Source organism: Pseudomonas putida (assembly GCF_050989985.1).
GTDB classification, from domain to species: domain Bacteria; phylum Pseudomonadota; class Gammaproteobacteria; order Pseudomonadales; family Pseudomonadaceae; genus Aquipseudomonas; species Aquipseudomonas putida_AI.
Genome location: NZ_CP158815.1, coordinates 6,051,604 through 6,075,000, shown reverse-complemented (window position 1 = coordinate 6,075,000; position 23,397 = coordinate 6,051,604). Strand labels below are relative to the sequence as shown.

15 protein-coding genes and 2 rRNA genes (1 of these 17 only partly in view) are annotated in these 23,397 nt (G+C 61.3%); 11 read left to right on the top strand and 6 right to left on the bottom strand.

Features of this window, described 5'->3' with window-relative positions:
- From ABTV29_RS27790 to ABTV29_RS27750, 9 genes are all read left to right on the top strand, one after another.
- Positions 1-456 (top strand): 23S ribosomal RNA (locus tag ABTV29_RS27790); it begins 2,438 nt to the left of the window's first position.
- Positions 457-599: 143 nt separating this feature from the next.
- Positions 600-715: ribosomal RNA gene (rrf, locus tag ABTV29_RS27785) — 5S ribosomal RNA — on the top strand.
- A 157-nt stretch (positions 716-872) separates the two neighbouring features.
- A complete protein-coding gene (recC, locus tag ABTV29_RS27780) occupies positions 873-4,325 on the top strand; it encodes an exodeoxyribonuclease V subunit gamma (RefSeq protein ID WP_433767740.1) in 3,453 nt (1,150 codons plus the stop codon).
- Positions 4,322-8,014, top strand: coding sequence for an exodeoxyribonuclease V subunit beta (recB, locus tag ABTV29_RS27775; RefSeq protein WP_433767739.1), 3,693 nt, complete (start codon positions 4,322-4,324; stop codon positions 8,012-8,014). Before recC ends, recB begins: the two co-directional genes overlap by 4 nt.
- On the top strand, positions 8,011-10,119 hold the full coding sequence (gene recD / locus ABTV29_RS27770) for an exodeoxyribonuclease V subunit alpha (RefSeq protein WP_433767738.1): 2,109 nt from the start codon (positions 8,011-8,013) through the stop codon (positions 10,117-10,119). Before recB ends, recD begins: the two co-directional genes overlap by 4 nt.
- Before the next feature lie 235 nt (positions 10,120-10,354).
- Positions 10,355-10,930: a YfiR family protein gene (locus ABTV29_RS27765; RefSeq protein WP_433767737.1), complete on the top strand. Its 576-nt coding sequence runs from the start codon at positions 10,355-10,357 to the stop codon at positions 10,928-10,930.
- A complete protein-coding gene (locus ABTV29_RS27760) occupies positions 10,927-12,183 on the top strand; it encodes a diguanylate cyclase domain-containing protein (protein WP_433767736.1) in 1,257 nt (418 codons plus the stop codon). The genes ABTV29_RS27765 and ABTV29_RS27760 overlap by 4 nt, the downstream gene beginning before the upstream one ends.
- A 12-nt stretch (positions 12,184-12,195) precedes the next feature.
- Positions 12,196-12,705 (top strand): OmpA family protein, encoded by a 510-nt coding sequence (locus tag ABTV29_RS27755; RefSeq protein ID WP_433767735.1) that lies wholly within the window; start codon positions 12,196-12,198, stop codon positions 12,703-12,705.
- A gap of 136 nt (positions 12,706-12,841) precedes the next feature.
- Complete coding sequence (locus tag ABTV29_RS27750) at positions 12,842-13,555, top strand: CatB-related O-acetyltransferase (RefSeq protein ID WP_433772046.1); 714 nt, start codon at positions 12,842-12,844, stop codon at positions 13,553-13,555.
- 4 nt (positions 13,556-13,559) lie between these two features.
- Here the strand turns inward: ABTV29_RS27750 and ABTV29_RS27745 are convergent, their stop codons facing one another.
- A complete protein-coding gene (locus ABTV29_RS27745; protein ID WP_433767734.1) occupies positions 13,560-14,507 on the bottom strand; it encodes a LysR family transcriptional regulator in 948 nt (315 codons plus the stop codon).
- 150 nt (positions 14,508-14,657) lie between these two features.
- Between ABTV29_RS27745 and ABTV29_RS27740 the strand changes: the two genes are divergently transcribed.
- Positions 14,658-16,184, top strand: a complete 1,527-nt coding sequence (locus tag ABTV29_RS27740) for a CoA-acylating methylmalonate-semialdehyde dehydrogenase (RefSeq protein ID WP_433767733.1) — start codon at positions 14,658-14,660, stop codon at positions 16,182-16,184.
- Between the two features lie 9 nt (positions 16,185-16,193).
- Positions 16,194-17,081, top strand: a complete 888-nt coding sequence (gene mmsB / locus ABTV29_RS27735) for a 3-hydroxyisobutyrate dehydrogenase (RefSeq protein ID WP_433767732.1) — start codon at positions 16,194-16,196, stop codon at positions 17,079-17,081.
- A gap of 202 nt (positions 17,082-17,283) precedes the next feature.
- On the opposite strand, the gene ABTV29_RS27730 is transcribed toward mmsB, so the two are convergent.
- The 5 genes from ABTV29_RS27730 to ABTV29_RS27710 all read right to left on the bottom strand — a co-directional run bounded on the left by ABTV29_RS27730 (position 17,284) and on the right by ABTV29_RS27710 (position 23,292).
- A complete protein-coding gene (locus ABTV29_RS27730; RefSeq protein ID WP_433767731.1) occupies positions 17,284-18,387 on the bottom strand; it encodes a GlxA family transcriptional regulator in 1,104 nt (367 codons plus the stop codon).
- A 94-nt stretch (positions 18,388-18,481) separates the two neighbouring features.
- Entirely contained in the window at positions 18,482-19,882 is a 1,401-nt protein-coding gene (gabP, locus tag ABTV29_RS27725) for a GABA permease (protein WP_433767730.1), read from the bottom strand.
- 469 nt (positions 19,883-20,351) lie between these two features.
- Positions 20,352-20,702: a cupin domain-containing protein gene (locus tag ABTV29_RS27720; protein WP_110966221.1), complete on the bottom strand. Its 351-nt coding sequence runs from the start codon at positions 20,700-20,702 to the stop codon at positions 20,352-20,354.
- 178 nt (positions 20,703-20,880) lie between these two features.
- Positions 20,881-22,284: an amino acid permease gene (locus ABTV29_RS27715; protein WP_433767729.1), complete on the bottom strand. Its 1,404-nt coding sequence runs from the start codon at positions 22,282-22,284 to the stop codon at positions 20,881-20,883.
- A 105-nt stretch (positions 22,285-22,389) separates the two neighbouring features.
- The gene (locus tag ABTV29_RS27710; protein WP_433767728.1) at positions 22,390-23,292 is read right to left on the bottom strand and encodes a LysR substrate-binding domain-containing protein; all 903 of its coding nucleotides are present in this window, start codon (positions 23,290-23,292) and stop codon (positions 22,390-22,392) included.
- Positions 23,293-23,397: the final 105 nt, after the last annotated feature.

Below are 23,397 nucleotides of genomic sequence, written 5' to 3'. Positions count from 1 at the left end.
TAACAGGCTGATACCGCCCAAGAGTTCATATCGACGGCGGTGTTTGGCACCTCGATGTCGGCTCATCACATCCTGGGGCTGAAGCCGGTCCCAAGGGTATGGCTGTTCGCCATTTAAAGTGGTACGCGAGCTGGGTTTAGAACGTCGTGAGACAGTTCGGTCCCTATCTGCCGTGGACGTTTGAGATTTGAGAGGGGCTGCTCCTAGTACGAGAGGACCGGAGTGGACGAACCTCTGGTGTTCCGGTTGTCACGCCAGTGGCATTGCCGGGTAGCTATGTTCGGAAAAGATAACCGCTGAAAGCATCTAAGCGGGAAACTTGCCTCAAGATGAGATCTCACTGGAACCTTGAGTTCCCTGAAGGGCCGTCGAAGACTACGACGTTGATAGGTTGGGTGTGTAAGCGCTGTGAGGCGTTGAGCTAACCAATACTAATTGCCCGTGAGGCTTGACCATATAACACCCAAGCAATTTGCGAACTCGAAAGAGGCCAGATTGCGGTGTGTGAAGACGCAATGAGCCGAAAGTTCGCACAACACACAAAGCTGTCACATACCCGATTCGCTGGAACGTCGATAGACGCGTCAGCTCAAGAATTTCTTGACGACCATAGAGCATTGGAACCACCTGATCCCATCCCGAACTCAGAAGTGAAACGATGCATCGCCGATGGTAGTGTGGGGTTTCCCCATGTGAGAGTAGGTCATCGTCAAGATTAAATTCCGAAACCCCAATTGCGAAAGCAGTTGGGGTTTTGTTTTTGCGCGCGAGAAAAGCACCACGTACTGCAATGCCGAGCAGCGCGCCGCTGTCATCGCCCCCCGACAGTGCTAAGGTTCGGCCCTAGTATTTGTATTTCCAAGGAAGCCTTTATGCCGGACGCAACGTCCCTCAGTGCTGGTTTTATGGTGGTTCACGGCAACCGCCTGGACGAATTGCGCAGCCTGGTGGTGAGCTGGATGCGCCGCTACCCGCTGGCTCCCCTGGAAAACGAGATTGTCCTGGTGCAGAGCAACGGAATTGCGCAGTGGCTCAAACTGGCGCTGGCCGAAGACGCTGAGGACGATGACATGGGCGGTTGCGGAATCGCCGCCGCCATCGACGTGCAGTTGCCAGGCAGTTTCATGTGGCAGCTCTATCGCATGGTCTTGGGGCGCGACGAAATCCCCGCCAAATCCTTGCTCGATAAAGCCCCGCTGACCTGGCGTCTGATGCGCCTGCTGCCGCAGTTGATCAATCAAGCGCATTTCGAACCCCTGCAACGCTTTCTGACCAACGACACCGATTTGCGCAAGCGCTACCAGTTGGCTGAACGCCTGGCCGACTTGTTCGACCAATATCAGGTCTACCGCGCGGATTGGCTCGAAGACTGGGCACAAGGCCGTCATCAATTGCGCAACGGCAGGGGAGAAACCAAGCCCCTTGCTCCAGCCAATTGCTGGCAAGCGGAATTGTGGCGTGCGCTCCTGGTGGATGTCGGCGAAGAGGGCATGGCGCAGAGCCGTGCCGGTGTCCATCAACGATTCATCGAACGTATCAACAAGCTCGACACGGCTCCCCAAGGGCTGCCTTCCCGAGTGATCGTTTTCGGGATTTCCTCGCTGCCTGCCCAAGCCCTGGAAGCATTGGCCGGGTTGGCTCGATTCAGTCAGGTGCTGCTGTGCGTACACAACCCATGTCGTCATCACTGGGCCGACATCGTCGCCGATAAAGACCTCCTGCGACACCAATACAAACGCCAGGCTCGCAAGAGCGGCATGCCGGTTGTGCTCGACCCGCAAACCCTTCATCAGCACGCCCACCCGCTGCTGGCCGCCTGGGGCAAGCAGGGGCGCGACTACATCAACCTGCTCGACAGCTACGACGATCCGAACAGCTATCGCTCGGCCTTCCGTGACGGTCGTATCGATTTGTTCAGCGACAGCCAGCCATTGAACATGCTCAATCAGCTGCAGGACGACATCCTTGAATTGCGCCCCCTGAACGAGACGCGCGAACGCTGGCCAGCCATCGATACGCAGCAGGATCAATCGATCCGTTTTCACATTGCCCACAGCGCCCAGCGAGAAGTAGAGATCCTCCACGATCAGTTGCTCGCGCGTTTCAGTGCCGATCCCCATCTGCGTCCCCGGGACGTGATCGTCATGGTCCCGGACATCGACAGTTATGCACCGCTCATTCGCGCGGTGTTCGGCCAACTTGATCGCCACGACCCGCGTTTCATTCCCTTCACAATGGCCGACCAGGGCCAGCGCGGTCGCGATCCACTGCTGATCGCCGTCGAACATTTGCTAAAACTGCCCGACAGTCGATTCCCTGTCAGCGAGATTCTCGATTTGCTCGACGTGCCGGCATTGCGCGCCCGCTTCGGTGTCGAGGAACGCGACCTGCCGACCTTGCACAGCTGGATCGAAGGCGCGGGCATTCGCTGGGGCATGAATGCCGAGCAACGTGCGGGACTCGGTTTACCCGAGGCCCTGGAGCAGAACAGTTGGCGTTTCGGCCTGCGCCGCATGTTGCTTGGCTATGCCGTCGGCAGCGCGAGCACCTATGGCGGCATCGAGCCTTATGACGAGATCGGCGGGCTGGATGCTGCACTCATCGGCCCGCTGGTTTCGCTACTGGACGCGCTGGAAATCGCCCATCGGGAACTCACGCAGCCGGCATCGCCCAGCCAGTGGAGCTTGCGTTTGCAGGCATTGACCTCGCTGTTCTTCCAAGCCACCAACGAGCATGACGACTTCCTGCTGACGCAGCTTGAGGAGTTAAGGGAAGCCTGGCTGGAGAATTGTGAATCGGTCGGCCTGCAAGACGAACTGCCGCTGACCGTCGTCCGTGAAGCCTGGTTGGCTGGCCTGGATCAGGGGCGCTTGTCCCAACGTTTTCTCGCCGGCGCAGTGAATTTCTGCACCTTGATGCCGATGCGGGCGATCCCTTTCAAACTGGTGTGCCTGCTGGGCATGAATGACGGTGACTACCCGCGCGCGCAACCGCCGCTGGACTTCGACCTCATGGGCAGCGACTACCGCCCCGGCGATCGCTCGCGACGCGAAGATGACCGTTACCTGTTGCTCGAAGCGCTACTGTCGGCACGCGACCAGCTCTATATCAGCTGGGTCGGCCGCAGCATCCGGGATAACAGCGAGCGCCCCGCGTCGGTCTTGATCGGCCAACTGCGTGATCACCTGGCCAGCGGCTGGCGATTGAGCAATCCCGGAGAAGGCGTGCTCGAAGCGCTGACCCAGGAACACCCACTGCAACCCTTCAGCGCCCGCTACTTTCACGAAGGCGATGACCTGTTCAGTTACGCCAACGAGTGGCAGGCACTTCATCACTCTCCCATCCAGGCGGCTGGCAGCGAGATCCTCGAGCCCCACGTTCAGGAGGAGCCACTGAGCATCGGGCAATTGCAGGATTTCTTGCGCAACCCGGTGCGGCATTTCTTCAGCCAGAGGTTGAAGGTGTTCTTCGAGGCGGCCGAAGTGCCATTGGCAGACGAGGAGCCCTTTGTCCTCGACGCGCTGCAACGCTACAGCCTCAGCGACAACTTGCTCAAAGCCGCGCTGGCTGACGTGGGCAACCCCGACCAGGCGCTCGAGACGCAGGCTCGGCGCCTGCAAAACAGCGGGCTGCTGCCCATGGCTGGATTCGGCGAGAGCCTTCAGCGAGAACTGATCGAGCCATTGCCGGATCTGCTGCAGCGCTATCAACAGTTGCTGGCTCTATGGCCTACGCCGCTGACCAGTGCGTTGCCGGTGAGTCTGGAGCTGCAAGGTTTGCGCGTTGAAGGCTGGCTTGGCGGACTGCATCAACGTGCCGATGGTGGATTGTTGTCTGTCACCACGATCCCCAACAGCATTGGCTCCATCAAGACGCGCAAATGGCATCGCCTGACGCGGCCCTGGGTCGATCATCTGATCGCCTGCGCCAGTGGCCTGGCCATGACCACCGCGCTGGTGGCCAGTGATGACAGCTTGATGCTTGCTCCCTTGGACGTGGAACCGGCCCGGAAAATCCTCGGCGATCTGTTGCTGGCCTGGAGATCCGGTATGCGTCAGCCGCTGCCCATCGCAGTCAAGACCGCCTTCGCCTGGCTGGGCCAGACCGAACCGGTCAAGGCCGAGGCGGCGGCCCGCAAGGCCTATGAAGGCGATGGCTTGACCACCGACGGTGAGCGCCGCGAAAGCGTGGCACTGGCTCGGCAATTTGCCGATTACGATGCGCTGGTCGCCGACGAGACCTTCGTCGATTGGTGTGACGCACTGTACAGGCCATTACTCGAAGCCCCCTGGCGTTCGATGTCCAGCGAGGAGGCATGCCCATGACCACCAAGACCCCTCTGGCCCTGGCATTCCCGCTGCGCGGCAGCCAATTGATCGAAGCCAGCGCCGGTACCGGCAAGACCTTCACCATTTCTGCCCTGTACCTGCGTCTGGTGCTCGGCCATGGCGGCGATACCCATGGTTTTGGCCGCGAATTGCTGCCACCGCAAATCCTTGTCGTGACCTTTACCGACGCCGCCACCAAGGAGCTGCGCGAGCGTATTCGTACTCGTCTGGCCGAGGCTGCGCGATTCTTCCGCGAAGAAACCCCGGCACCCGACAGCCTGATTGCCGAACTGCGCGAGGCTTATTTGCCCGAGCAATGGGCCGGTTGTGCCAACCGCCTGGACATCGCCGCGCAGTGGATGGATGAAGCTGCGGTGTCGACGATCCACAGTTGGTGCCAGCGCATGTTGCGTGAGCATGCCTTCGACAGCGGCAGCCTGTTTACCCAGACCCTGGAGACCGATCACAGCGATTTGCTCGGCGAAGTCCTGCGCGACTACTGGCGGCTGTTTTGCTACCCGATGCAAGGCGATGCACTGAACTGGGTGCGCAACAACTGGGTTGGGCCGGCGGCGTTGTTGCCACGGGTTCGCGGGCTGTTTGCCAGCGAGCGGGACAGGGTTGAAAGCCGCGAGCCTGCCGAACTGATCATGGACTGTCTGCAGGAGCGTCGGGCCGCGTTGCTGGAGCTCAAGATGCCGTGGCGTCAGTGGGCTGACGAGTTGCTCGCCATCTGCCACGAAGGTGTCGCCAGCAAGAGTGTCGACGGGCGCAAGATGCAGGCGCGTTACTTCGAACCCTGGTTCGAGAAGATCAAGGCCTGGGCGGAAGACGAAGCCCTCGAGCAACTGGACATCGGCACCGGTTTCACTCGCCTGACGCCCGAGGGGATGGCCGAAGCCTGGAAGAAAGGCCCGGCTCCCGATCATCCGGGCCTCGACGCCATGCACGCCTTGAAAGCCTGCCTCGATGGCTTGCCGACCCCCGATGCCTCGGTGTTGCAGCACGCGGCCCATTGGGTCGGCGCACGTTTCGAGGAAGAAAAGCGTCGCCGCGCGGAAATGGGTTTCGATGACATGCTGTTGCGCCTGGACGCAGCCCTGCAGACCGAAGGTGGCGAGCGCCTTGCGACCTTGATCCGCGAGCAGTTCCCGGTCGCGCTGATCGACGAATTCCAGGACACCGACCCGGTGCAGTACCGCATCTTCGAGAGCATCTATCGCATCGAAGACAACAACCCCGAGAGCGGCCTGTTCTTGATCGGCGACCCGAAGCAGGCGATCTATGCCTTCCGCGGCGCCGACATCTACACCTACCTGCGCGCCCGCCAGGCCACCGCCGGCCGCCTGCATACCCTGGGCACCAACTTCCGTTCCAGCCACGGTATGGTCAGCGCCGTGAACCATGTCTTTGAACGTGCCGAGACCCGTAAAGCCGGGCGCGGTGCGTTCCTGTTCCGCGAAAGCGATGGCGAGAACCCGGTGCCGTTCCTGCCGGTCGATTCCCAGGGTCGCAAAGAGGTCCTGCAGATCGACGGCCAGGCCGTGCCCGCGCTGAACATCTGGCACCTGCCTGCGGAACAACCGTTGTCCGGTGCGGTGTACCGGCAACAACTGGCGGCGGCCTGTGCCAGCGAAATTACCGCTTTGCTCAACGGTGGCCAGCAAGGCCGCGCGGTGTTCGTGCAGGACGGCAAGGACCCCAGAGGCCTGCTGCCGGCGGACATCGCCATCCTGGTTCGCGACGGTAAGGAAGCGCAGGCCGTGCGCGCCGAGCTCAATGCACGGGGTGTGCGCAGCGTCTATCTGTCGGACAAGGATTCGGTGTTCGCCGCCCAGGAAGCGCACGACGTGCTGACCTGGCTCAAAGCCTGCGCCGAACCGGATGTCGAGCGACCGCTGCGAGCGGCCCTGGCCTGCATCACGCTCAATCTGTCATTGGCGGAACTGGAACAACTCAATCAGGATGAAATGGCCTGGGAAGCACGGGTCATGCAGTTCCGTCGTTATCGCGAGATCTGGCGCAAGCAGGGCGTGTTGCCGATGCTGCGCTGCCTGTTGCATGACTTCCAGTTGCCCCAGGCCCTGATTGCCCGCACCGATGGCGAGCGGGTGCTGACCAACCTGTTGCACCTGTGCGAATTGCTGCAACAGGCCGCCGCCGAACTGGATGGCGAACAGGCGTTGATCCGGCATTTGTCAGAGCATCTGGCGCTGTCCGGTCAGGCCGGGGAAGAGCAGATCCTTCGTCTGGAAAGTGACGAGCAACTGGTCAAGGTGGTGACCATCCACAAGTCCAAGGGGCTGGAATATCCGTTGGTGTTCCTGCCGTTCATTTGCTCGGCGAAACCGGTGGATGGCAGCCGTCTGCCGTTGCATTACCACGACGCCAGCGGCAAGGCTCAGGTGACCTTGAACCCGACCGCCGAGTTGATTGCCCTGGCCGACGACGAGCGACTGGCGGAGGACCTGCGCCTGCTGTACGTGGCCCTGACCCGGGCACAACATGCCTGCTGGCTTGGGGTGACCGACCTCAAGCGTGGGAACAACAACAGTTCGGTGCTGCACTTGTCGGCATTGGGTTACCTGCTGGGCGGAGGCGCCGCGCTGGCCGAGTCTCAAGAACTCAACCGCTGGTTGCGGGACTTGCAGCAGGATTGCCCCGCGCTGGGGTACGGCGAAATGCCTGAGGCGACGGCCGAGCACTATCACCCCCCACAGAACACCGCGGCATTGCGTGCCCCGCTGATGCCCAAGCGCAAGGCCAGCGAAAACTGGTGGATCGCCTCGTACAGCGCGTTGCGCCTGAGCGATGCACTGAGCGATGGCAGTGATGAATCGCCGGAAAGTCCGCAGGCACAGAAGCTCTTCGACGACGAACGCCTCGATCCGCAAGCACCCCGGGAGATGCTCGCCGGCGGTGCGGATATCCATCGATTCCCCCGTGGCCCGAACCCGGGCACCTTTCTTCATGGCCTGCTTGAGTGGGCGGGCGACGAGGGTTTTGCCGTCACGCCGCAAGCCGTGGAAGACGCCATCGCCCGTCGCTGCAATCGCCGTGGCTGGAAAGGCTGGATTACCACGCTGAGCGATTGGCTGCAGCATCTGCTCAAATCACCGTTGCCGGTAGGAGCGGGGTCGGCGCCGGTGATTTTCGAGCGACTGAGCCAGTACCAGGTCGAAATGGAATTCTGGTTCGCCAGCCATAAGGTCGATGTGCTCAAGCTCGATGCGCTGGTGCGCCAATACACCCACAACGGCATGTCCCGCCTGGCCGCCGAGCCGGTGTTGCTCAACGGCATGTTCAAGGGTTTTGTCGACCTGACCTTCGAGCATGACGGTCGCTATTACGTCGCCGACTACAAATCCAACTGGCTGGGCCCTGATGACTCGGCGTACACCGAGCAGGCCATGGAACAGTCGATTCTCGATAACCGTTACGACCTGCAATACGTGCTCTACCTGCTGGCCCTGCATCGCCAGCTCAAGACCCGATTGGCCGATTACGACTACGACCGGCACGTCGGCGGTGCGCTGTATCTGTTCCTGCGTGGCACCCGTGCGTCCACCCAGGGCGTGTATTTTGCCCGTCCGCCCAGAGAACTGATCGAGCGACTGGACCGCATGTTCCAGGGTCAAGCCGAACCGAAAGCCGAACCGGCATGGGAACAGGGAGTATTGCTATGAGCCGGACCTTCGCCGATGTGCTGCCGACCCCCTTGGTAGATGAAAGCCTGGCGGATCTCGCGCCCCTGAGTCGTGCCGACGACTTGCTGCTGTTGCTCACGCGCTGGGTCGAACGTGGCTGGCTGCGTGCTCTGGACAAAGCCTTCGTGGCCTTCCTTCATGAGCTGGCTCCGGACGATGATCCATTGGTGTTGCTGGCGGCCGCGCTGACGAGCCACCAACTGGGCCATGGTCACGTTTGCCTGGATCTGTTCGAAACTTTGAAGGAGCCGGATTTCGCCCTGTCGCTGCCACCGGAAGGCGATGTGCAGGGTGGCGCGATGTTGCTGCCGTCGCAGTTGCTGGCATCGCTGGACGGTGCCCATTGGTGCAAAGTCCTGGCTGCCGGGAGTCTGGTCGCTCTGGCGGTGGACACCAGCGAGGCTGCGCAGCAACGGCCACTGGTGTTGTCGGGCAAGCGACTGTATCTGCGCCGCTACTGGGCTTACGAGCGGCGGATCGATCACTCGCTGCGCCAACGCCTGAAAGTGCACGAAGCCGCGCCGGGCGACTTGCCACAGCGCCTGACCGGTTTGTTCGGCCCAGCCCGCTCCGGTGAGGTGATCGACTGGCAGAAACTCGCCTGTGCCCTGGCGACCCGTGGGGCCTTCAGCATCGTCACCGGCGGTCCGGGCACCGGCAAGACCACCACCGTGGTGCGCTTGCTGGCCTTGCTCCAGGCACCGGCGGTCGAGGCTGGCCAGCCGCTGCGCATTCGTCTGGCGGCACCCACCGGCAAGGCGGCTGCGCGGTTGACCGAATCCATCAGTCAGCAGGTGCGTACGCTGAAAGTCACCGACGACGTACGCGCCAAGATCCCGACCGACGTCACCACCGTCCACCGCTTGCTCGGCAGCCGCCCGGGTACTCGGCATTTCCGCCACCATGCGGGCAATCGCCTGCCGCTGGATGTGCTGGTGGTGGACGAAGCCTCGATGATCGATCTGGAAATGATGGCCAACCTGCTGGATGCGTTGCCGCCCCATGCCCGTCTGGTGCTGCTGGGAGACAAGGACCAGTTGGCCTCGGTGGAGGCCGGTGCGGTGCTGGGCGATTTGTGTCGCGATGCCGAGGCCGGTTGGTACAGCCCGCAGACGCGTCAGTGGCTGGAGTCGGTCAGCGGCGAAAACCTGGAGAGCAGCGGGTTGCAGGAAGACACCCAGGACGCTCATCCGCTGGCACAACAGGTGGTGATGCTGCGCCATTCGCGACGGTTCGGCGAAGGCAGTGGCATCGGCCAGCTGGCCCGTTGGGTTAACCAGCAGCAGCCCGAGGAGGCGCGCAAGTTGTTGGCGGCGCGCAGTCACGGCGATGTGTTCAGCGTGCCCCTCAAGCATGAACAGGATCGTGCGCTGGAACGCTTGCTGCTCGAAGGTCATGGCGACGGGCCGCAGGGATATAGGCATTACCTGAGCCTGTTGCGTAACCAGCGGCCGGCACCGGATACGGCACTCGATGATGCGCGCTGGATGGACTGGGCCCGCGAGGTTCTGCAAGCCTTCGATGCCTTCCAGTTGTTGTGCGCAGTTCGCAAGGGGCCGTGGGGCGTGGAGGGGCTCAACCAACGTGTCACCGAGGCGTTGCTCAAGGCCCGGCTGATCGACAGCGACCAGCAGTGGTATGAAGGACGCCCGGTATTGATGACGCGCAACGACTACGGCCTGGGCTTGATGAACGGCGATATCGGCATCGCGCTCAAGCTCCCCGAGCGTGACGGACCCGAGGCCGGCAAGCAGGTGCTTCGCGTGGCGTTCCCGCGCAATGACGGGCAGGGCGGGGTGCGTTTTGTCCTGCCGAGCCGGCTCAATGATGTAGAGACGGTGTTCGCCATGACGGTGCACAAATCCCAGGGCTCGGAGTTTGCCCATACCGCACTGATCCTGCCGGATGCCCTGAACCCGGTGCTCACCAAGGAACTGATCTACACCGGGATTACCCGGGCCAAGGACTGGTTCACCTTGATTGAGCCGCGTGGCGGCGTCTTTGAAGAGGCCGTGCGGCGCAAGGTCAAACGCCTGAGCGGGTTGATGCTGGAACTCAAGGACGGCATCGATACAGCCGATTGAGCCGCGCGCCGGTAACTGTAGGAGCGAGCCTGCTCGCGATGGACTTAAGAACGACGCGTATTACCTGTCAAAACGCGTAATCGTTAACGACCATCGCGAGCAGGCTCGCTCCCACAATTGCAGCACTTCGAGCACAAGGAGTTGACCCATGGCGGCCTGTGCACGGCTTCGCTGGCGTAGCATCGCTATGCTATCGTTGCGGCATTATCTGGTTACGTTTGAAGAGAATCCCTGCATGAAGGTGGCTGTCAGGACGACAGGGCGTGTCATTGGCTACAAACTGGCACTGCTCGCCGGCCTTCTGCTTTTGCTTTCGGGTGTTGCCTGCGCGCAGGTGCAAACAACGGCAAGCCTGGCCGAACAACGCGCCCGCGCGGTCACCGAGGTGGTTCTCGGAATACTCAGCTATGCCCGTTGGCCGGTCGAACCGGCGCAACTTCGCCTGTGCGTAATAGGCCCCACCGAATACACCGACGACCTGCTCAAAGGCACGACCCAGGCCACGGGCCGGCCCGTGACCGTGCAACGGCTGTTGGCCGACAACCCGTCCATCGCCGATGAGTGCGATGCGGCATACATCGGCAAGTTGACCGGTGAGGAACGCAGCCGGCTATACGCTGCGCTGACCGGCCGACCGGTGTTGAGCATCAGCGAGAGCGACGATCAATGCACCGTCGGCAGTCTCTTCTGTCTGCGGGTCAGCGATGAGCAAGTGTCATTCGAGGTCAATCTCGACTCCGTCGCCCGCAGCGGTGTGCGCATCCATCCGAGCGTGCTGCAACTGTCCCGTCGCAAGTCGGCGGCGACATGAGCGTATTCAATCCGGGTAATCGCCCGACCTTGCGTTCAGTCATTGGTCGCGGTCATTTGACCGTGGCACTGATGGCTGTGGCCATGGCCAGTGTGTCCCTGACGCTGCTCGGCATTCTGGCCTTGCGGGTTTATGCCGATCACAACCTGCACCTGATCGCCCGCTCGATCAACTACACCGTGGAAGCGGCTGTGGTGTTCAACGACAAGGCTGCCGCCTCCGAAGCGCTGGCGTTGATCGCCTCCACCGAAGAAGTGGCCGATGCCCAGGTCCTGAACGCAAAAGGGCAGGTGCTGGCGCGCTGGCAGCGACCGGAAACCGGATTGTTGACCCGGCTCGAAATGCAGATGGCCAAGGCCTTTCTGGAAAAGCCCATCAACATGCCGATCCTGCATCAGGACCGTGAGGTCGGCAGCATTCGGCTGACCGGGCACGGTGGCAGCCTGATGCGCTTCTTGCTCAGTGGTCTGGTGGGGATTGTGCTGTGCACAGCGATCAGCGCCTGGGTGGCGCTGTACCTGGCTCGCCGGCAACTGCGCGGCATCACCGGCCCCTTGCGCAGCCTGGCCGCAGTGGCTCACGCCGCCCGCAGCGAACGTGCCTTCGAACGGCGCGTGCCGCCCGCGACCATCGCTGAACTCGATAACCTGGGCAACGACTTCAATGCCTTGCTCGATGAACTCGAGTCCTGGCAAACCCACCTGCAAAGCGAGAACGAAAGCCTCGCCCACCAGGCCAGCCATGACAGCCTCACGGGGTTGCCGAACCGGGCGTTTTTCGAAGGCCGCCTGATGCGCGCGTTGCGTAACGCCAACAAACTCAATGAGCGAGTGGCCGTACTGTTCCTCGACAGCGACCGGTTCAAGGACATCAACGACAGCTTCGGTCATGCGGCGGGCGATGCCGTGTTGACGGCCGTTGCGAGTCGGGTAAAGGCGCAACTGCGTGAAGAGGATCTGGTGGCGCGCCTGGGTGGCGACGAATTTGCGGTACTGCTGACACCACTGCACAAGACCGAGGACGCCGAGCGGATCGCCGACAAGATCATTGCCAGTATGGAAGAGCCCATTGAGTTACCGGGGGCTCACGAGGTGTTGACCTCGCTGAGCATTGGCATCGCCGTGTACCCCGATCACGGAGTCACGCCGAGCACACTGCTCGATGCCGCCGATGGCGCCATGTACCAAGCCAAGCGCTTCACCCGAGGCGCGCAACACACGGCAGGGTCGGAGCACCCTGTCGCCGACGTTTAATCAAGGAGCTGAATGCCCGTGTTCTCCCTCACCCAACGTACCCTGCGATTGTTTTCTATCACCCTGTTGATGGCCGTGCTGGGCCTGGCCGGTTGCCAATCGGTGCCGCCCAAAGGCCTGACCCCGGCACAGATCGCCGTATTGAAACAGCAGGGTTTCCAGCTGACCGAGGAGGGCTGGGCGTTCGGCCTGTCTGGCAAGGTGCTGTTTGGCAGCGACGTCGATTCACTGAATGCGCAGAGCAGCGAAATCGTCCAGCGCATCGGCAAGTCGCTGCTGGGTGTCGGGATCGAGCGGGTGAGAGTCGATGGGCATACCGATGCGTCGGGCAAGGAGGCTTACAACGAACAACTCTCCCTGCGCCGCGCAAAAAGCGTCGCCCTCGTTCTGGCTGATGCCGGCATGAAGCAGGAGAACATCCAGTTGCGTGGTTTTGGCAGCAGCCAGCCGGTGGCAAGCAATGACACGGCTTCGGGCCGAACCGAGAACCGTCGGGTTGCGATCGTGGTGAGCGCCGACTGATGACTGGCACGGCTTCTGACTTGCCGGCCACTGGATTGCCAAAGACCTCATTCATCGCCCGGCCCGAGCCGGGCACCTGATTTTCTACATGGGCGTTTTTCGCCCGATCAATACGGCGCAATCGCTGAACATCCAGATGAAGAAAATAAAAACTTTTTACCGAAATCGTTATTGGAAGCGATGGCTTCGTGAGCACAACTGCAAGCTGGCAGGCGGGGTGTCATCGCTCGCGGCAAAAACGACTTTGATTGTTGAAGAAGGGGTGTCTCTGGGCCATGTGATCTTTGATGCCAGGCAGTTGAGCATCGGTGCTCATACCTACATTCGCAGTGATAGCAAGCTGTCCACGGTGTCCTCGATCGGGCGGTTTTGCTCCATTGGCAATAACTGCTACATCGGCCAGGAAAAAAACACCCATCCTTCAGACTGGGTCAGTACCCATCCTTTCCAGTACACGGGCACGGGGCTGTCCTACGAACCTGTGATTGCCAACGTAACGATTGGCGATGACGTCTGGATCGGTCACGGCGCCATGATCATGGAAGGCGTCACCGTCGGTACGGGCGCCATTGTCGCCACCCGCGCCGTGGTGGCCCATGATGTCCCGCCCTATGCCATCGTCGCTGGCGTGCCGGCAAAAGTGGTCAAGTACCGCCACTCGCCGGAGGTCATCGCCAGGTTGTTGGACAGCAAGTGGTGGGAATGCGATATCGGTTTTCTACAAGGCTTGCGCCTGGACGACCCCGATACGGCCTTGCCGGAAATCATCAGCAAGCGCCAGGACAACCTGGCCAGCTACCGCCAGCTGGAAATCACCCGCAAAGGTTGTCGGGCAATCCCCTCCACGTAAGCACTCAGTCCACAAACCGGAGTTCGCGCGTCTGGCCCAGCAACAACGGACCATTGAGCTCCGTCACCTCCCTGATGTAATCCCACAACAGGGTGATCCGCTTGAGCTTGCGCAGGTCTTCGCGGCAGTACATCCAGAACTGTCGAGTGATGTTGATTTCGTCCGGCAACACCGGCAGCAGGCGCGGGTCCTGTGCGGCGAGGAAGCAGGGCAGGATCGCCAGGGATCGGCCCTGTTGGGCGGCCACGAATTGCGCGATCACGCTGGTACTGCGCAGGTTGGCGCTGGCGCCGGGCAGGACGTTGGCCAGATACAGCAGCTCCGAGCTGAATGCCAGGTCGTCGACATAGCTGATGAATGAATGCTTGCCCAGGTCCGCTGCCCGGCGGATGGGTGGGTGTTTGTCGAGGTATTCCTGGGTTGCGTACAGCTGCAAGCGGTAGTCGCACAGCTTGCAGCAGACGTACGGGCCATGTTCCGGGCGTTCGAGGGCGATGACGATGTCGGCTTCGCGCTTGGACAGGCTGATGAAGTGTGGCAGGGGCAGGATGTCCACCGAGATGGCGGGGTAGGCGTCGACGAAGTGGCTCAGCTGTGGGGTGATGAAAAAGCTGCCGAAACCTTCGGTGCAGCCCATGCGCACATGCCCGGACAGCGCCACGCCGGAGCCCGACACCTGCTCGCAGGCCATGTGCAGCGTGCTTTCGATCGATTCGGCATACCCCATCAAACGCTGGCCTTCAGCGGTCAGGACAAAGCCGTTGGTCCGCGATTTCTCGAACAACAGCGTGCCCAATGAGGCTTCCAGTGAACTGATGCGCCGCGAAACCGTGGTGTAGTCGACCGCCAGGCGCTTGGCGGCGGTGCTGGCCTTGCGGGTCCGGGCCACTTCGAGGAAAAACTTGAGGTCATCCCAGTTCAGCGAGCCCAGGGAGGTGATGTTTTTTTGCATGTTGGACCGGCTTTTATGTGCGTTCTTGTTAGATGTTTGCACATCTATACTCCAAAAACAGCCCGATAACCAATCGTGGCGCACGACTCTTCTCAAGGCGACATTCTCGCCTTGGCTCCCCTGATAAGAACAATGTCCAGGTGACCGAACATGAACGCATCGCTTACACCTAACGAAACAACCGTACAAAAGGTCAAGCTGTTGATCGATGGCCAGTGGGTTGAATCGAAGACCACCGAATGGCACGACATCGTCAACCCGGCGACTCAGCAAGTACTGGCCAAAGTGCCATTCGCCACCGCTGAAGAAGTCGACGCGGCCATCAGCGCTGCCCATCGCGCCTTCCAGACCTGGAAGCTGACCCCGATCGGCGCGCGGATGCGCATCATGCTCAAACTCCAGGACCTGATTCGTCAGCACTCCAAGCGTATTGCCGCAGTGCTCAGTGCCGAGCAAGGCAAGACCATTGCCGACGCCGAAGGCGACATTTTCCGTGGCCTGGAAGTGGTCGAGCACGCATGCTCCATCGGCTCCCTGCAAATGGGCGAGTTCGCTGAAAACGTCGCGGGCGGCGTCGACACCTACACCCTGCGCCAGCCGATCGGCGTGTGCGCCGGCATCACGCCGTTCAACTTCCCGGCCATGATCCCGCTGTGGATGTTCCCGATGGCCATCGCCTGCGGTAACACCTTCGTCCTCAAGCCGTCCGAACAGGACCCGATGTCGACCATGCTCCTGGTGGAACTGGCCATCGAAGCCGGTATTCCGGCCGGCGTGCTCAACGTTGTGCACGGCGGCAAGGACGTGGTGGACGGGCTCTGCACCCATAAAGACATCAAGGCGGTGTCCTTCGTCGGTTCGACCGCGGTCGGTACTCACGTTTACGACCTGGCGGGCAAACACGGCAAGCGCGTGCAGTCGATGATGGGCGCGAAAAACCACGCCGTGGTGCTGCCTGATGCCAACCGCGAACAAGCGCTCAATGCCCTGGTGGGCGCCGGCTTTGGCGCGGCTGGCCAGCGTTGCATGGCCACGTCCGTGGTGGTGCTGGTGGGCGCGGCTAAGCAGTGGCTGCCTGATCTGAAGGCGCTGGCGCAGAAACTCAAAGTGAACGCCGGCAGCGAGCCGGGCACCGACGTTGGCCCGGTGATTTCGAAAAAGGCCAAGGCGCGGATTCTCGACCTGATCGAAAGCGGTATCAAGGAAGGCGCCAAGCTGGAACTGGACGGTCGCGAGATCACGGTTCCCGGTTACGAGAAGGGCAACTTTGTCGGCCCGACCCTGTTCTCCGGCGTGACCACCGACATGCAGATCTACACCCAGGAAATCTTCGGCCCGGTGCTGGTGGTACTGGAAGTCGCCACCCTCGACGAAGCCATTGCCCTGGTCAACGCCAACCCGTTCGGCAACGGCACGGGCCTGTTCACCCAGAGCGGTGCGGCGGCGCGCAAGTTCCAGACCGAAATCGACGTCGGCCAGGTCGGCATCAACATCCCGATCCCGGTGCCGGTCCCGTTCTTCAGTTTCACCGGTTCCCGTGGTTCCAAGCTCGGCGACCTCGGCCCGTATGGCAAGCAAGTGGTGCAGTTCTACACTCAGACCAAGACGGTCACCAGCCGCTGGTTCGACGATGACAGCGTCAACGACGGCGTGAACACCACCATCAACTTGCGCTAAGGAGCGGACATGAAAATCGCTTTTATCGGTCTGGGCAACATGGGCGCGCCGATGGCTCGCAACCTGATCAAGGCCGGCCATTCGTTGCGTCTGGTGGACCTGAACAAAGCCGTGCTGGCGGAGCTTGAACAACTGGGCGGCAGCATCAGCGCCACGGCCCGCGAAGCGGCACAGGGCGCGGAACTGGTGATCACCATGCTGCCGGCCGCCGTGCATGTGCGCAGCGTCTGGCTGGGTGAAGATGGCGTGCTCGCCGGTATCGGCAAAGGCGTACCGGCGGTGGATTGCAGCACCATCGACCCACAGACCGCCCGCGATGTTGCCGCAGCCGCTGCCAAGCAAGGTGTGGTCATGGCCGATGCGCCGGTCTCCGGCGGCACCGGCGGTGCGGCGGCGGGTACGCTGACCTTCATGGTCGGCGGCACCGCGGAACTGTTTGCCACCCTGCAACCGGTGTTGGCGCAGATGGGCCGCAACATCGTCCACTGCGGCGAAGTCGGCACCGGCCAGATCGCCAAGATCTGCAACAACCTGCTGCTGGGCATTTCCATGGTCGGCGTCAGCGAAGCCATGGCCCTGGGCGATGCCCTGGGCATCGACACCAAGGTGCTTGCGGGCATCATCAACAGCTCCACTGGGCGTTGCTGGAGTTCGGAGATGTACAACCCCTGGCCAGGCATCGTCGAAACGGCACCGGCCTCGCGCGGCTACACCGGCGGTTTCGGTGCCGAACTGATGCTCAAGGACCTGGGGCTGGCCACGGAAGCGGCGCGACAGGCGCACCAGCCGGTGGTGCTTGGCGCCGTGGCCCAGCAGTTGTATCAGGCGATGAGCCTGCGTGGGGAAGGCGGCAGCGACTTCTCGGCGATCATCAACGGCTATCGCAAACCGCAATAACGGGCGGCTGTAATGAGTTGGGTTTGAGTTTGAAACCTGTGGGAGCGAGCCTGCTCGCGAAAGCGGTCTGTCAGCCACATTGATGTTGGATGTGCCGGCGCATTCGCGAGCAAGCTCGCTCCCACAGGGTCATGCATCTGCGCATCGACATTTACCGGGACATCACGTCGGGTGATCTCCCGGCTTTTTTATGTCTGAAAGATCATGACCCGGTTCGATCAGGCATCCGCACGCTGGCAAACGTCGATTCGTTTCGCGCCTGCTCCAGCGCCGTCACCGGCCGGATCGATGGCTGCCGAGCCGTCGCCAGCGTTGCCGGCGCGCGACTCATTTCCGAGCCGGCACGTTCATCGCTCGGAGGAACGCCGAAGTACTCGCGATAGCATTTGGAAAAGTGCGGCGTGGACACGAAACCGCAGACCGTCGCCAGTTCAATCAGCGACATCGACGTTTGCTTGAGCAATTGCCGCGCCCGGATCAGACGCAATCTGAGGTAGTAACGCGACGGCGTGCAGTTCAGGTATTTCTGGAACAGCCGCTCCAACTGTCGACGTGACAGCTGCACATAATCGGCCAGGTTATCCAGGTCGATTGGCTCCTCGAGGTTAGCCTCCATCAAGGCGACGATCTCTTGCAGCTTGGGCTGATGAGTGCCCAGCACGTGCTTGAGCGGTACGCGCTGATGGTCCTGCTCGTTGCGTATGCGCTCGTAGACAAACATCTCCGAAATGGCGGCCGACAACGCTCGGCCATGATCGCGGCCGATCAGGTGCAGCATCATGTCCATGGGCGCCGTCCCGCCGGAGCTGGTGAACCGGTTGCGGTCGAGGGTAAACAGGCTCGCGCTCATGCTGACCCGCGGAAAAGCTTCCTGCATGGCGGCCAGAAACTCCCAATGCACACTGCATTCGTACCCGTCGAGCAGGCCGGCTTTGGCCAGTGCCCAGCTCCCGGTGCAGATACCCCCCAGGCGCCTGGATTGGCGCGCCAGGGCCTTGAGCCAGGTGATGTGCTCCCGAGTGACCACGTTCTGGATGCCGACGCCACCGCAGACGATCACTGTGTCTACCGCCCAGGGTTTGTCCCAGGAGGCATCCGGGGTGATCGGCACGCCGTCGCTCGCCCAGACTGGCTGGCCGCCGGGGCTGAACGTATGCCAGCGATACAGCTCCTGCCCCGACAATTGATTGGCCATACGCAATGGCTCCACGGCGGAGGCGAGGGAAATCAGGGTGAATTGATCCAGCAGCAGAAAACCGACGCATTGGGTCGGCTTGCCGTCCGGCAGGGTGGGCCTTGATGACATCGTGCTCATGTCCTCACGAAAAGCGATGACGGTCAGAGGTACGGCAGCGTGGAGCGCCGTGCCTCTGGTGTGCGCAACCGGTATCTCTTTCGGGTTATCCCACGGACGGCGCCCTTGCAGGCTGCGCCGGGTGACGCGAGGTGACCAGGCCGATAAAGGAAATCGCCAGCGCCAGGCCAATGGTCGTCGTCACTTCGGTACGGTGTTGCGGGGAGATCATCATCACCGCCAGCGCGGCGCAAATGAACGCGATCACCAGCCACGTGAGCCATGGAAACAGCCACATGCGAAAGCTCAGCTCGACGTTCTGTCGGTGCAGCATCCGGCGCATGCGCAACTGCGACACCGCAATGGCCAGGTACACCAGCAAGGCAATCGCGCCGGAGCTGGCCAGCAGGAATTCAAACAGCCCGGCGGGCATGAAGTAGCTCCAGACGGTAATCGCCGCTCCCAACACGGTACTGGCGATGACCGCCGCCCGTGGCACACCTTCGGAGGAAGTCGCCTTCAGCGCTTTCGGCGCATCGCCACGACGGCCCAGCGAGTACAGCATGCGCGAGGCGATGTAGATCGAGGAGTTCATGCAACTGGCCACGGCGATGAGCACCACCACGTCGACCATGAACTTGGCGTGGGGAATGTTCATGATTTCCAGCGCACGCTGGTAGGAGCCTACCTCGGCCAGCAGCGGATCGTTCCAGGGCACCACGGAGATGACTACGAAAATCGACAACAGATAGAACACGCCGATGCGCCAGATTACCGAACGTGTGGCCTTGGCAATGTTCTGCGACGGGTTGTCGGATTCGGCGGCGGCGATGGTCACCGCCTCGGTGCCGATGAAGCTGAACATGATGGTGATGAAGGCACCCACGACCGCCGACAGGCCATTGGGCGCGAACCCGCCGTGTGCGGCCATCAGGCCGCTCAAGCCGCTGACTTCCCGATCGGGAATCCAGCCCATCAGCACCGCGAAACCCACACCGATGAAACCAATGATTGCCACGACCTTGGCCATGGCGAACCAGAATTCGAATTCGCCGTACTTGGAGACACTGAACAGGTTGGTGATCACCAGCGCAATGATCGACAGCAGGGCGAACAGCCAGGCATCGATCTGGGGAAACCACTGGTTCAGCACATGCCCGGCGGCCAGCGCTTCGATGGGGATCACCAGCACCCAGAACCACCAATAGAGCCAGCCGATAGTGAAGCCCGCCCAGCGGCCGATGGCCTGGTCGGCATAGGTGGAGAACGAACCGGTGTCGGGGTTGGCCACCGCCATTTCACCGAGCATGCGCATGACCAGAACGACCAGCAGGCCGGAGAACAGATAGGCCAGCAATACGGCCGGACCAGCAGCCGCAATGGCGTGTCCCGAGCCTACGAACAAACCGGCGCCGATAATCCCGGCGATAGACAACATGGTGACGTGACGAGGCTTGAAGCCCTGCGCCAATTGGCCACTGGAATCCTTGGAGCTCGGGCTAATCATTATTTTTTTTCTCTGGTGAACGACATTTGAGCGTGCTGATGGGGAGCAGTGATTGTCACGGTTGCCGGATGCTCTTTCTGAACGCTGCGCCCTCCAGACGCTGCCGTTCTTGCCAAACCCATCATCGCGATGTGGTTATATCGGTGAAAAGCAGCGCCACCTTACCCGGCTTGTCCGGCGCTCCCGTTACCTGATCGCGCCACCTCCGTATCTGAAATCGACACGGGCAAGCTTTGCGTTCGTGATTAAAACCGATTGGTCACGGAGTGGCAAAAAGCAATCAACTTGTTTTCTAACATTCTGCCGAGGCAGCGGCGAAGTGTTTAGCACGGATGTTTTGAACGAGGAGGGGATGTTCGGGAGGGGATGTGAGTGCGTCGATGGAGGCGTGGTGCGCAACGAGTAGTCACTCGGGTAACTGCTCGTTGCGGGTGTCGCTTTTGTAATCGGGTGTCGTTTTGCGCAGGGGTCAGGCAAACACAAAATACTTGCGCACGGTTTCCACCACTTCCCAGGTGCCTTTCATCCCGGGTTCGATGACGAAAATGTCGCCGGCGCGCAGGTGGATCGGCTCTTTGCCTTCCGGGGTGATGATGCAGTAGCCCTCGCGGAAATCGCAGTATTCCCACTTCACGTATTCCACGTACCACTTGCCTGGCGTGCAGATCCAGGTGCCCATGATCTTGTTGCCGTCTTCGCTGGTGTAGGCGTTGAGGTTGACGGTGTGCGGATCGCCTTCGAGTTTTTCCCATTTGCAGGCGTCGAGTACGGGCAGCGGGTGGGTGTCGCGAAGTACGGTGATCGGTGAGTTTGCGGTCATGATGACTCCGGTGTTGAGGGCGATCTGAAGGCGCACCCTATCGGGCTTGGACCGCCATCAGTTGTCTGTGCTCGACACTGAAGTATCCAGAAGCGCTCCGTCCTCAAGACCGCCCATGACGCTTGATAAAAAAACGCCCCGGGATTCATCGAATGCCGGGGCGTTTTTCAGGGTGTGTTTATTGGGCTACTGGCAGGTTTCGATGCCTGGCCATGCGCAGTCGGTAGCACACGTAGATCAACAATACCCACACTGGCATCGCGTACACCGAGGCGCGTACCGGCGGAATCATCCAGATGACACAGATGATCATGGCCATGAACGCCAGGCACAGGTAATTGGTGTACGGCGACCAGAAAGCCTTGAAGCCCGGCACAATGCCGCGCTGGCCCATGGCCTTGCGGAACTTCAGGTGCGTCAGGCTGATCAGCGCCCAGTTGATCATCAAGGACGCGACCACCAGGGCGAACAGCAGCTCCAGCGCTTCCTGGGGAGCGACGTAGTTGATCAGCACCGCCAGCATGGTGATCAGCGCCGATACGCCCAGTGCCAGCAGCGGCACGCCTTGCTTGTTCAGTTTCATCAGCACTTTGGGGGCGTCGCCCTGTTCGGCCAGGCCATAGAGCATGCGGCTGTTGCAGTAGACACCGCTGTTGTAGACCGACAGCGCCGCGGTCAGTACCACGAAGTTGAGGATATGAGCCGCCGTGTCACTGCCGATCAAGGAGAAAATCTGTACGAACGGACTGCCACTGTAGGCATCGCCCGAGGCGCCCAGGGTCTGCAGCAGTTGATCCCATGGATACAACGACAGCAGCACGGTGAGTGCGCCGACGTAGAAGATCAGCACCCGGTAGACCACCTGGTTGATGGCCTTGGGAATGACTTTGCGCGGCTCGCTGGCTTCGGCGGCGGTGATGCCGACCAGTTCCAGGCCGCCGAAGGAGAACATGATGAACGCCATCGCCATCAGCAGGCCGCTGTAGCCGTTGGGGAAGAATCCGCCGTGGTCCCACAGGTTGCTCACCGAGGCTTGTGGGCCGCCGGTGCCGCTGAACAGCATGTAGCAGCCCAGGACGATCATGCCGATGATGGCCACGACCTTGATGATCGCAAACCAGAACTCCATTTCACCGAAGACTTTGACGTTCAGCGTGTTGATCAGGTTGACCAGCACAAAGAACACCGCCGCACTGACCCAGGTCGGCACCTCCGGCCACCAGAACTGCACGTACTTGCCGACGGCCGTCAGCTCGGCCATGCCCACCAGCACGTAGAGCACCCAGTAGTTCCAGCCGGACAGGAAGCCGGCGAAGCCACCCCAGTAATTGTGGGCAAAATGGCTGAAGGAACCGGCTACCGGTTCTTCGACAATCATCTCGCCGAGCTGGCGCATGATCAGGAACGCGATAAAGCCTGCGATCGCATAGCCGAGGATCATCGACGGTCCGGCGGACTTGAGCACGCCGGCCGAACCCAGGAACAGCCCCGTACCAATGGCTCCCCCCAGGGCGATGAGTTGAATATGACGATTTTTCAACCCCCGCTTGAGCGTCCCCTGTTGCAATATTTCATCCGCCATCTGGTTCCCTTCTGGTAGTTGTGGCCAGGCCTGATTTCAAAGGTCGAATATTACTCTGGCTCAACTCTTGGTTATACAGCCGAACGTAGGGCCAAACGGTGATTTTCAAGGATTTTCACTGCGGTTTGCGCGACCTAGCGCCTCGAGCAAGGCCTTGGCATAGCCGGGCAGGTGATCGAACGAGCGTGCGCACAGCAGCAGCTTTCGCTGCGCCCATGGCTCCTTCAGGGCAAAGCTTTTCAACGGTTGGTCGACTGTCCAACGCCCCAGGGCCGCCAGTGGCACGATGCCCAGCCCGGCACCGTGAGCGACCATGCGCATCAGCGCGTCGAAGCCTTCGGCGCGGATACGGATCTGCATGCGCAGGCCGGCGTGCAAGGCTTGTTCTTCCAGATACACCGCCAGCGCGCTATTGGCGGTCAAACCGACGTAGTGGTGCTGCAACGTATCGGTGAAGGTCGGTGGTTCGCCGTTGGCCAAGGGATGCGCGGGCGGCATGATCAGCACCAGCGGATCGTCGCGAAAGGGCAGGGTGTCGAGGGTGTGGGTGTCCACCGCATCCGAGACGATGCCCAGGTCGGCCGCACCCTGGCGCAAGGCGTGGGTGATGCGCGAGCTGGGCAGCTCTTGCAGGTCGATATCGAGGTTGGGATGGTCGCGCAGGAAATCGGCGAGCAACTCAGGCAGGTATTCGGTGATCGCCGTGGTGTTGCACAGCAAGCGAATCTGGCCTTTTACGCCGTTGGCGTATTCGGCCAGGTCCTGCTGCATGCGTTCGGCGTGTTGCAGCAGGGTGCGGGCATGCTGTGCCAGGGCTTTGCCGGCGGGTGTCGGTGTCACGCCGCGACGACCTCGTTCGAGAAACTCGATCCCCAGCGAGGCCTCCATGGCACGAATGCGCGCGCTCGCCGCCGCCAGGGACAGGTGACTGCGCACGGCACCGGCGGTGATGTTGCCGGTGTCGAGGATGTTCAGATAGAGGCGCAGGTCGGTGAGGTCGAAGTGCATTGGGGCAATCCAGATAGGTGTGTTGTCAGGGCGGACGCCATCGCGAGCAGGCTCGCTCCCACATTGGATTTGTGAGCGACGCAAAACCACTGTAGGAGCGAGCCT

Coding starts and splice junctions, on each gene's coding strand:
- recC (WP_433767740.1), top strand. CDS start 873: ATGCCGGACGCAACGTCCCTCAGTGCTGGTTTTATGGTGGTTCACGGC.
- recB (WP_433767739.1), top strand. CDS start 4,322: ATGACCACCAAGACCCCTCTGGCCCTGGCATTCCCGCTGCGCGGCAGC.
- recD (WP_433767738.1), top strand. CDS start 8,011: ATGAGCCGGACCTTCGCCGATGTGCTGCCGACCCCCTTGGTAGATGAA.
- ABTV29_RS27765 (WP_433767737.1), top strand. CDS start 10,355: ATGAAGGTGGCTGTCAGGACGACAGGGCGTGTCATTGGCTACAAACTG.
- ABTV29_RS27760 (WP_433767736.1), top strand. CDS start 10,927: ATGAGCGTATTCAATCCGGGTAATCGCCCGACCTTGCGTTCAGTCATT.
- ABTV29_RS27755 (WP_433767735.1), top strand. CDS start 12,196: ATGCCCGTGTTCTCCCTCACCCAACGTACCCTGCGATTGTTTTCTATC.
- ABTV29_RS27750 (WP_433772046.1), top strand. CDS start 12,842: ATGAAGAAAATAAAAACTTTTTACCGAAATCGTTATTGGAAGCGATGG.
- ABTV29_RS27745 (WP_433767734.1), bottom strand. CDS start 14,507: ATGCAAAAAAACATCACCTCCCTGGGCTCGCTGAACTGGGATGACCTC.
- ABTV29_RS27740 (WP_433767733.1), top strand. CDS start 14,658: ATGAACGCATCGCTTACACCTAACGAAACAACCGTACAAAAGGTCAAG.
- mmsB (WP_433767732.1), top strand. CDS start 16,194: ATGAAAATCGCTTTTATCGGTCTGGGCAACATGGGCGCGCCGATGGCT.
- ABTV29_RS27730 (WP_433767731.1), bottom strand. CDS start 18,387: ATGTCATCAAGGCCCACCCTGCCGGACGGCAAGCCGACCCAATGCGTC.
- gabP (WP_433767730.1), bottom strand. CDS start 19,882: ATGATTAGCCCGAGCTCCAAGGATTCCAGTGGCCAATTGGCGCAGGGC.
- ABTV29_RS27720 (WP_110966221.1), bottom strand. CDS start 20,702: ATGACCGCAAACTCACCGATCACCGTACTTCGCGACACCCACCCGCTG.
- ABTV29_RS27715 (WP_433767729.1), bottom strand. CDS start 22,284: ATGGCGGATGAAATATTGCAACAGGGGACGCTCAAGCGGGGGTTGAAA.
- ABTV29_RS27710 (WP_433767728.1), bottom strand. CDS start 23,292: ATGCACTTCGACCTCACCGACCTGCGCCTCTATCTGAACATCCTCGAC.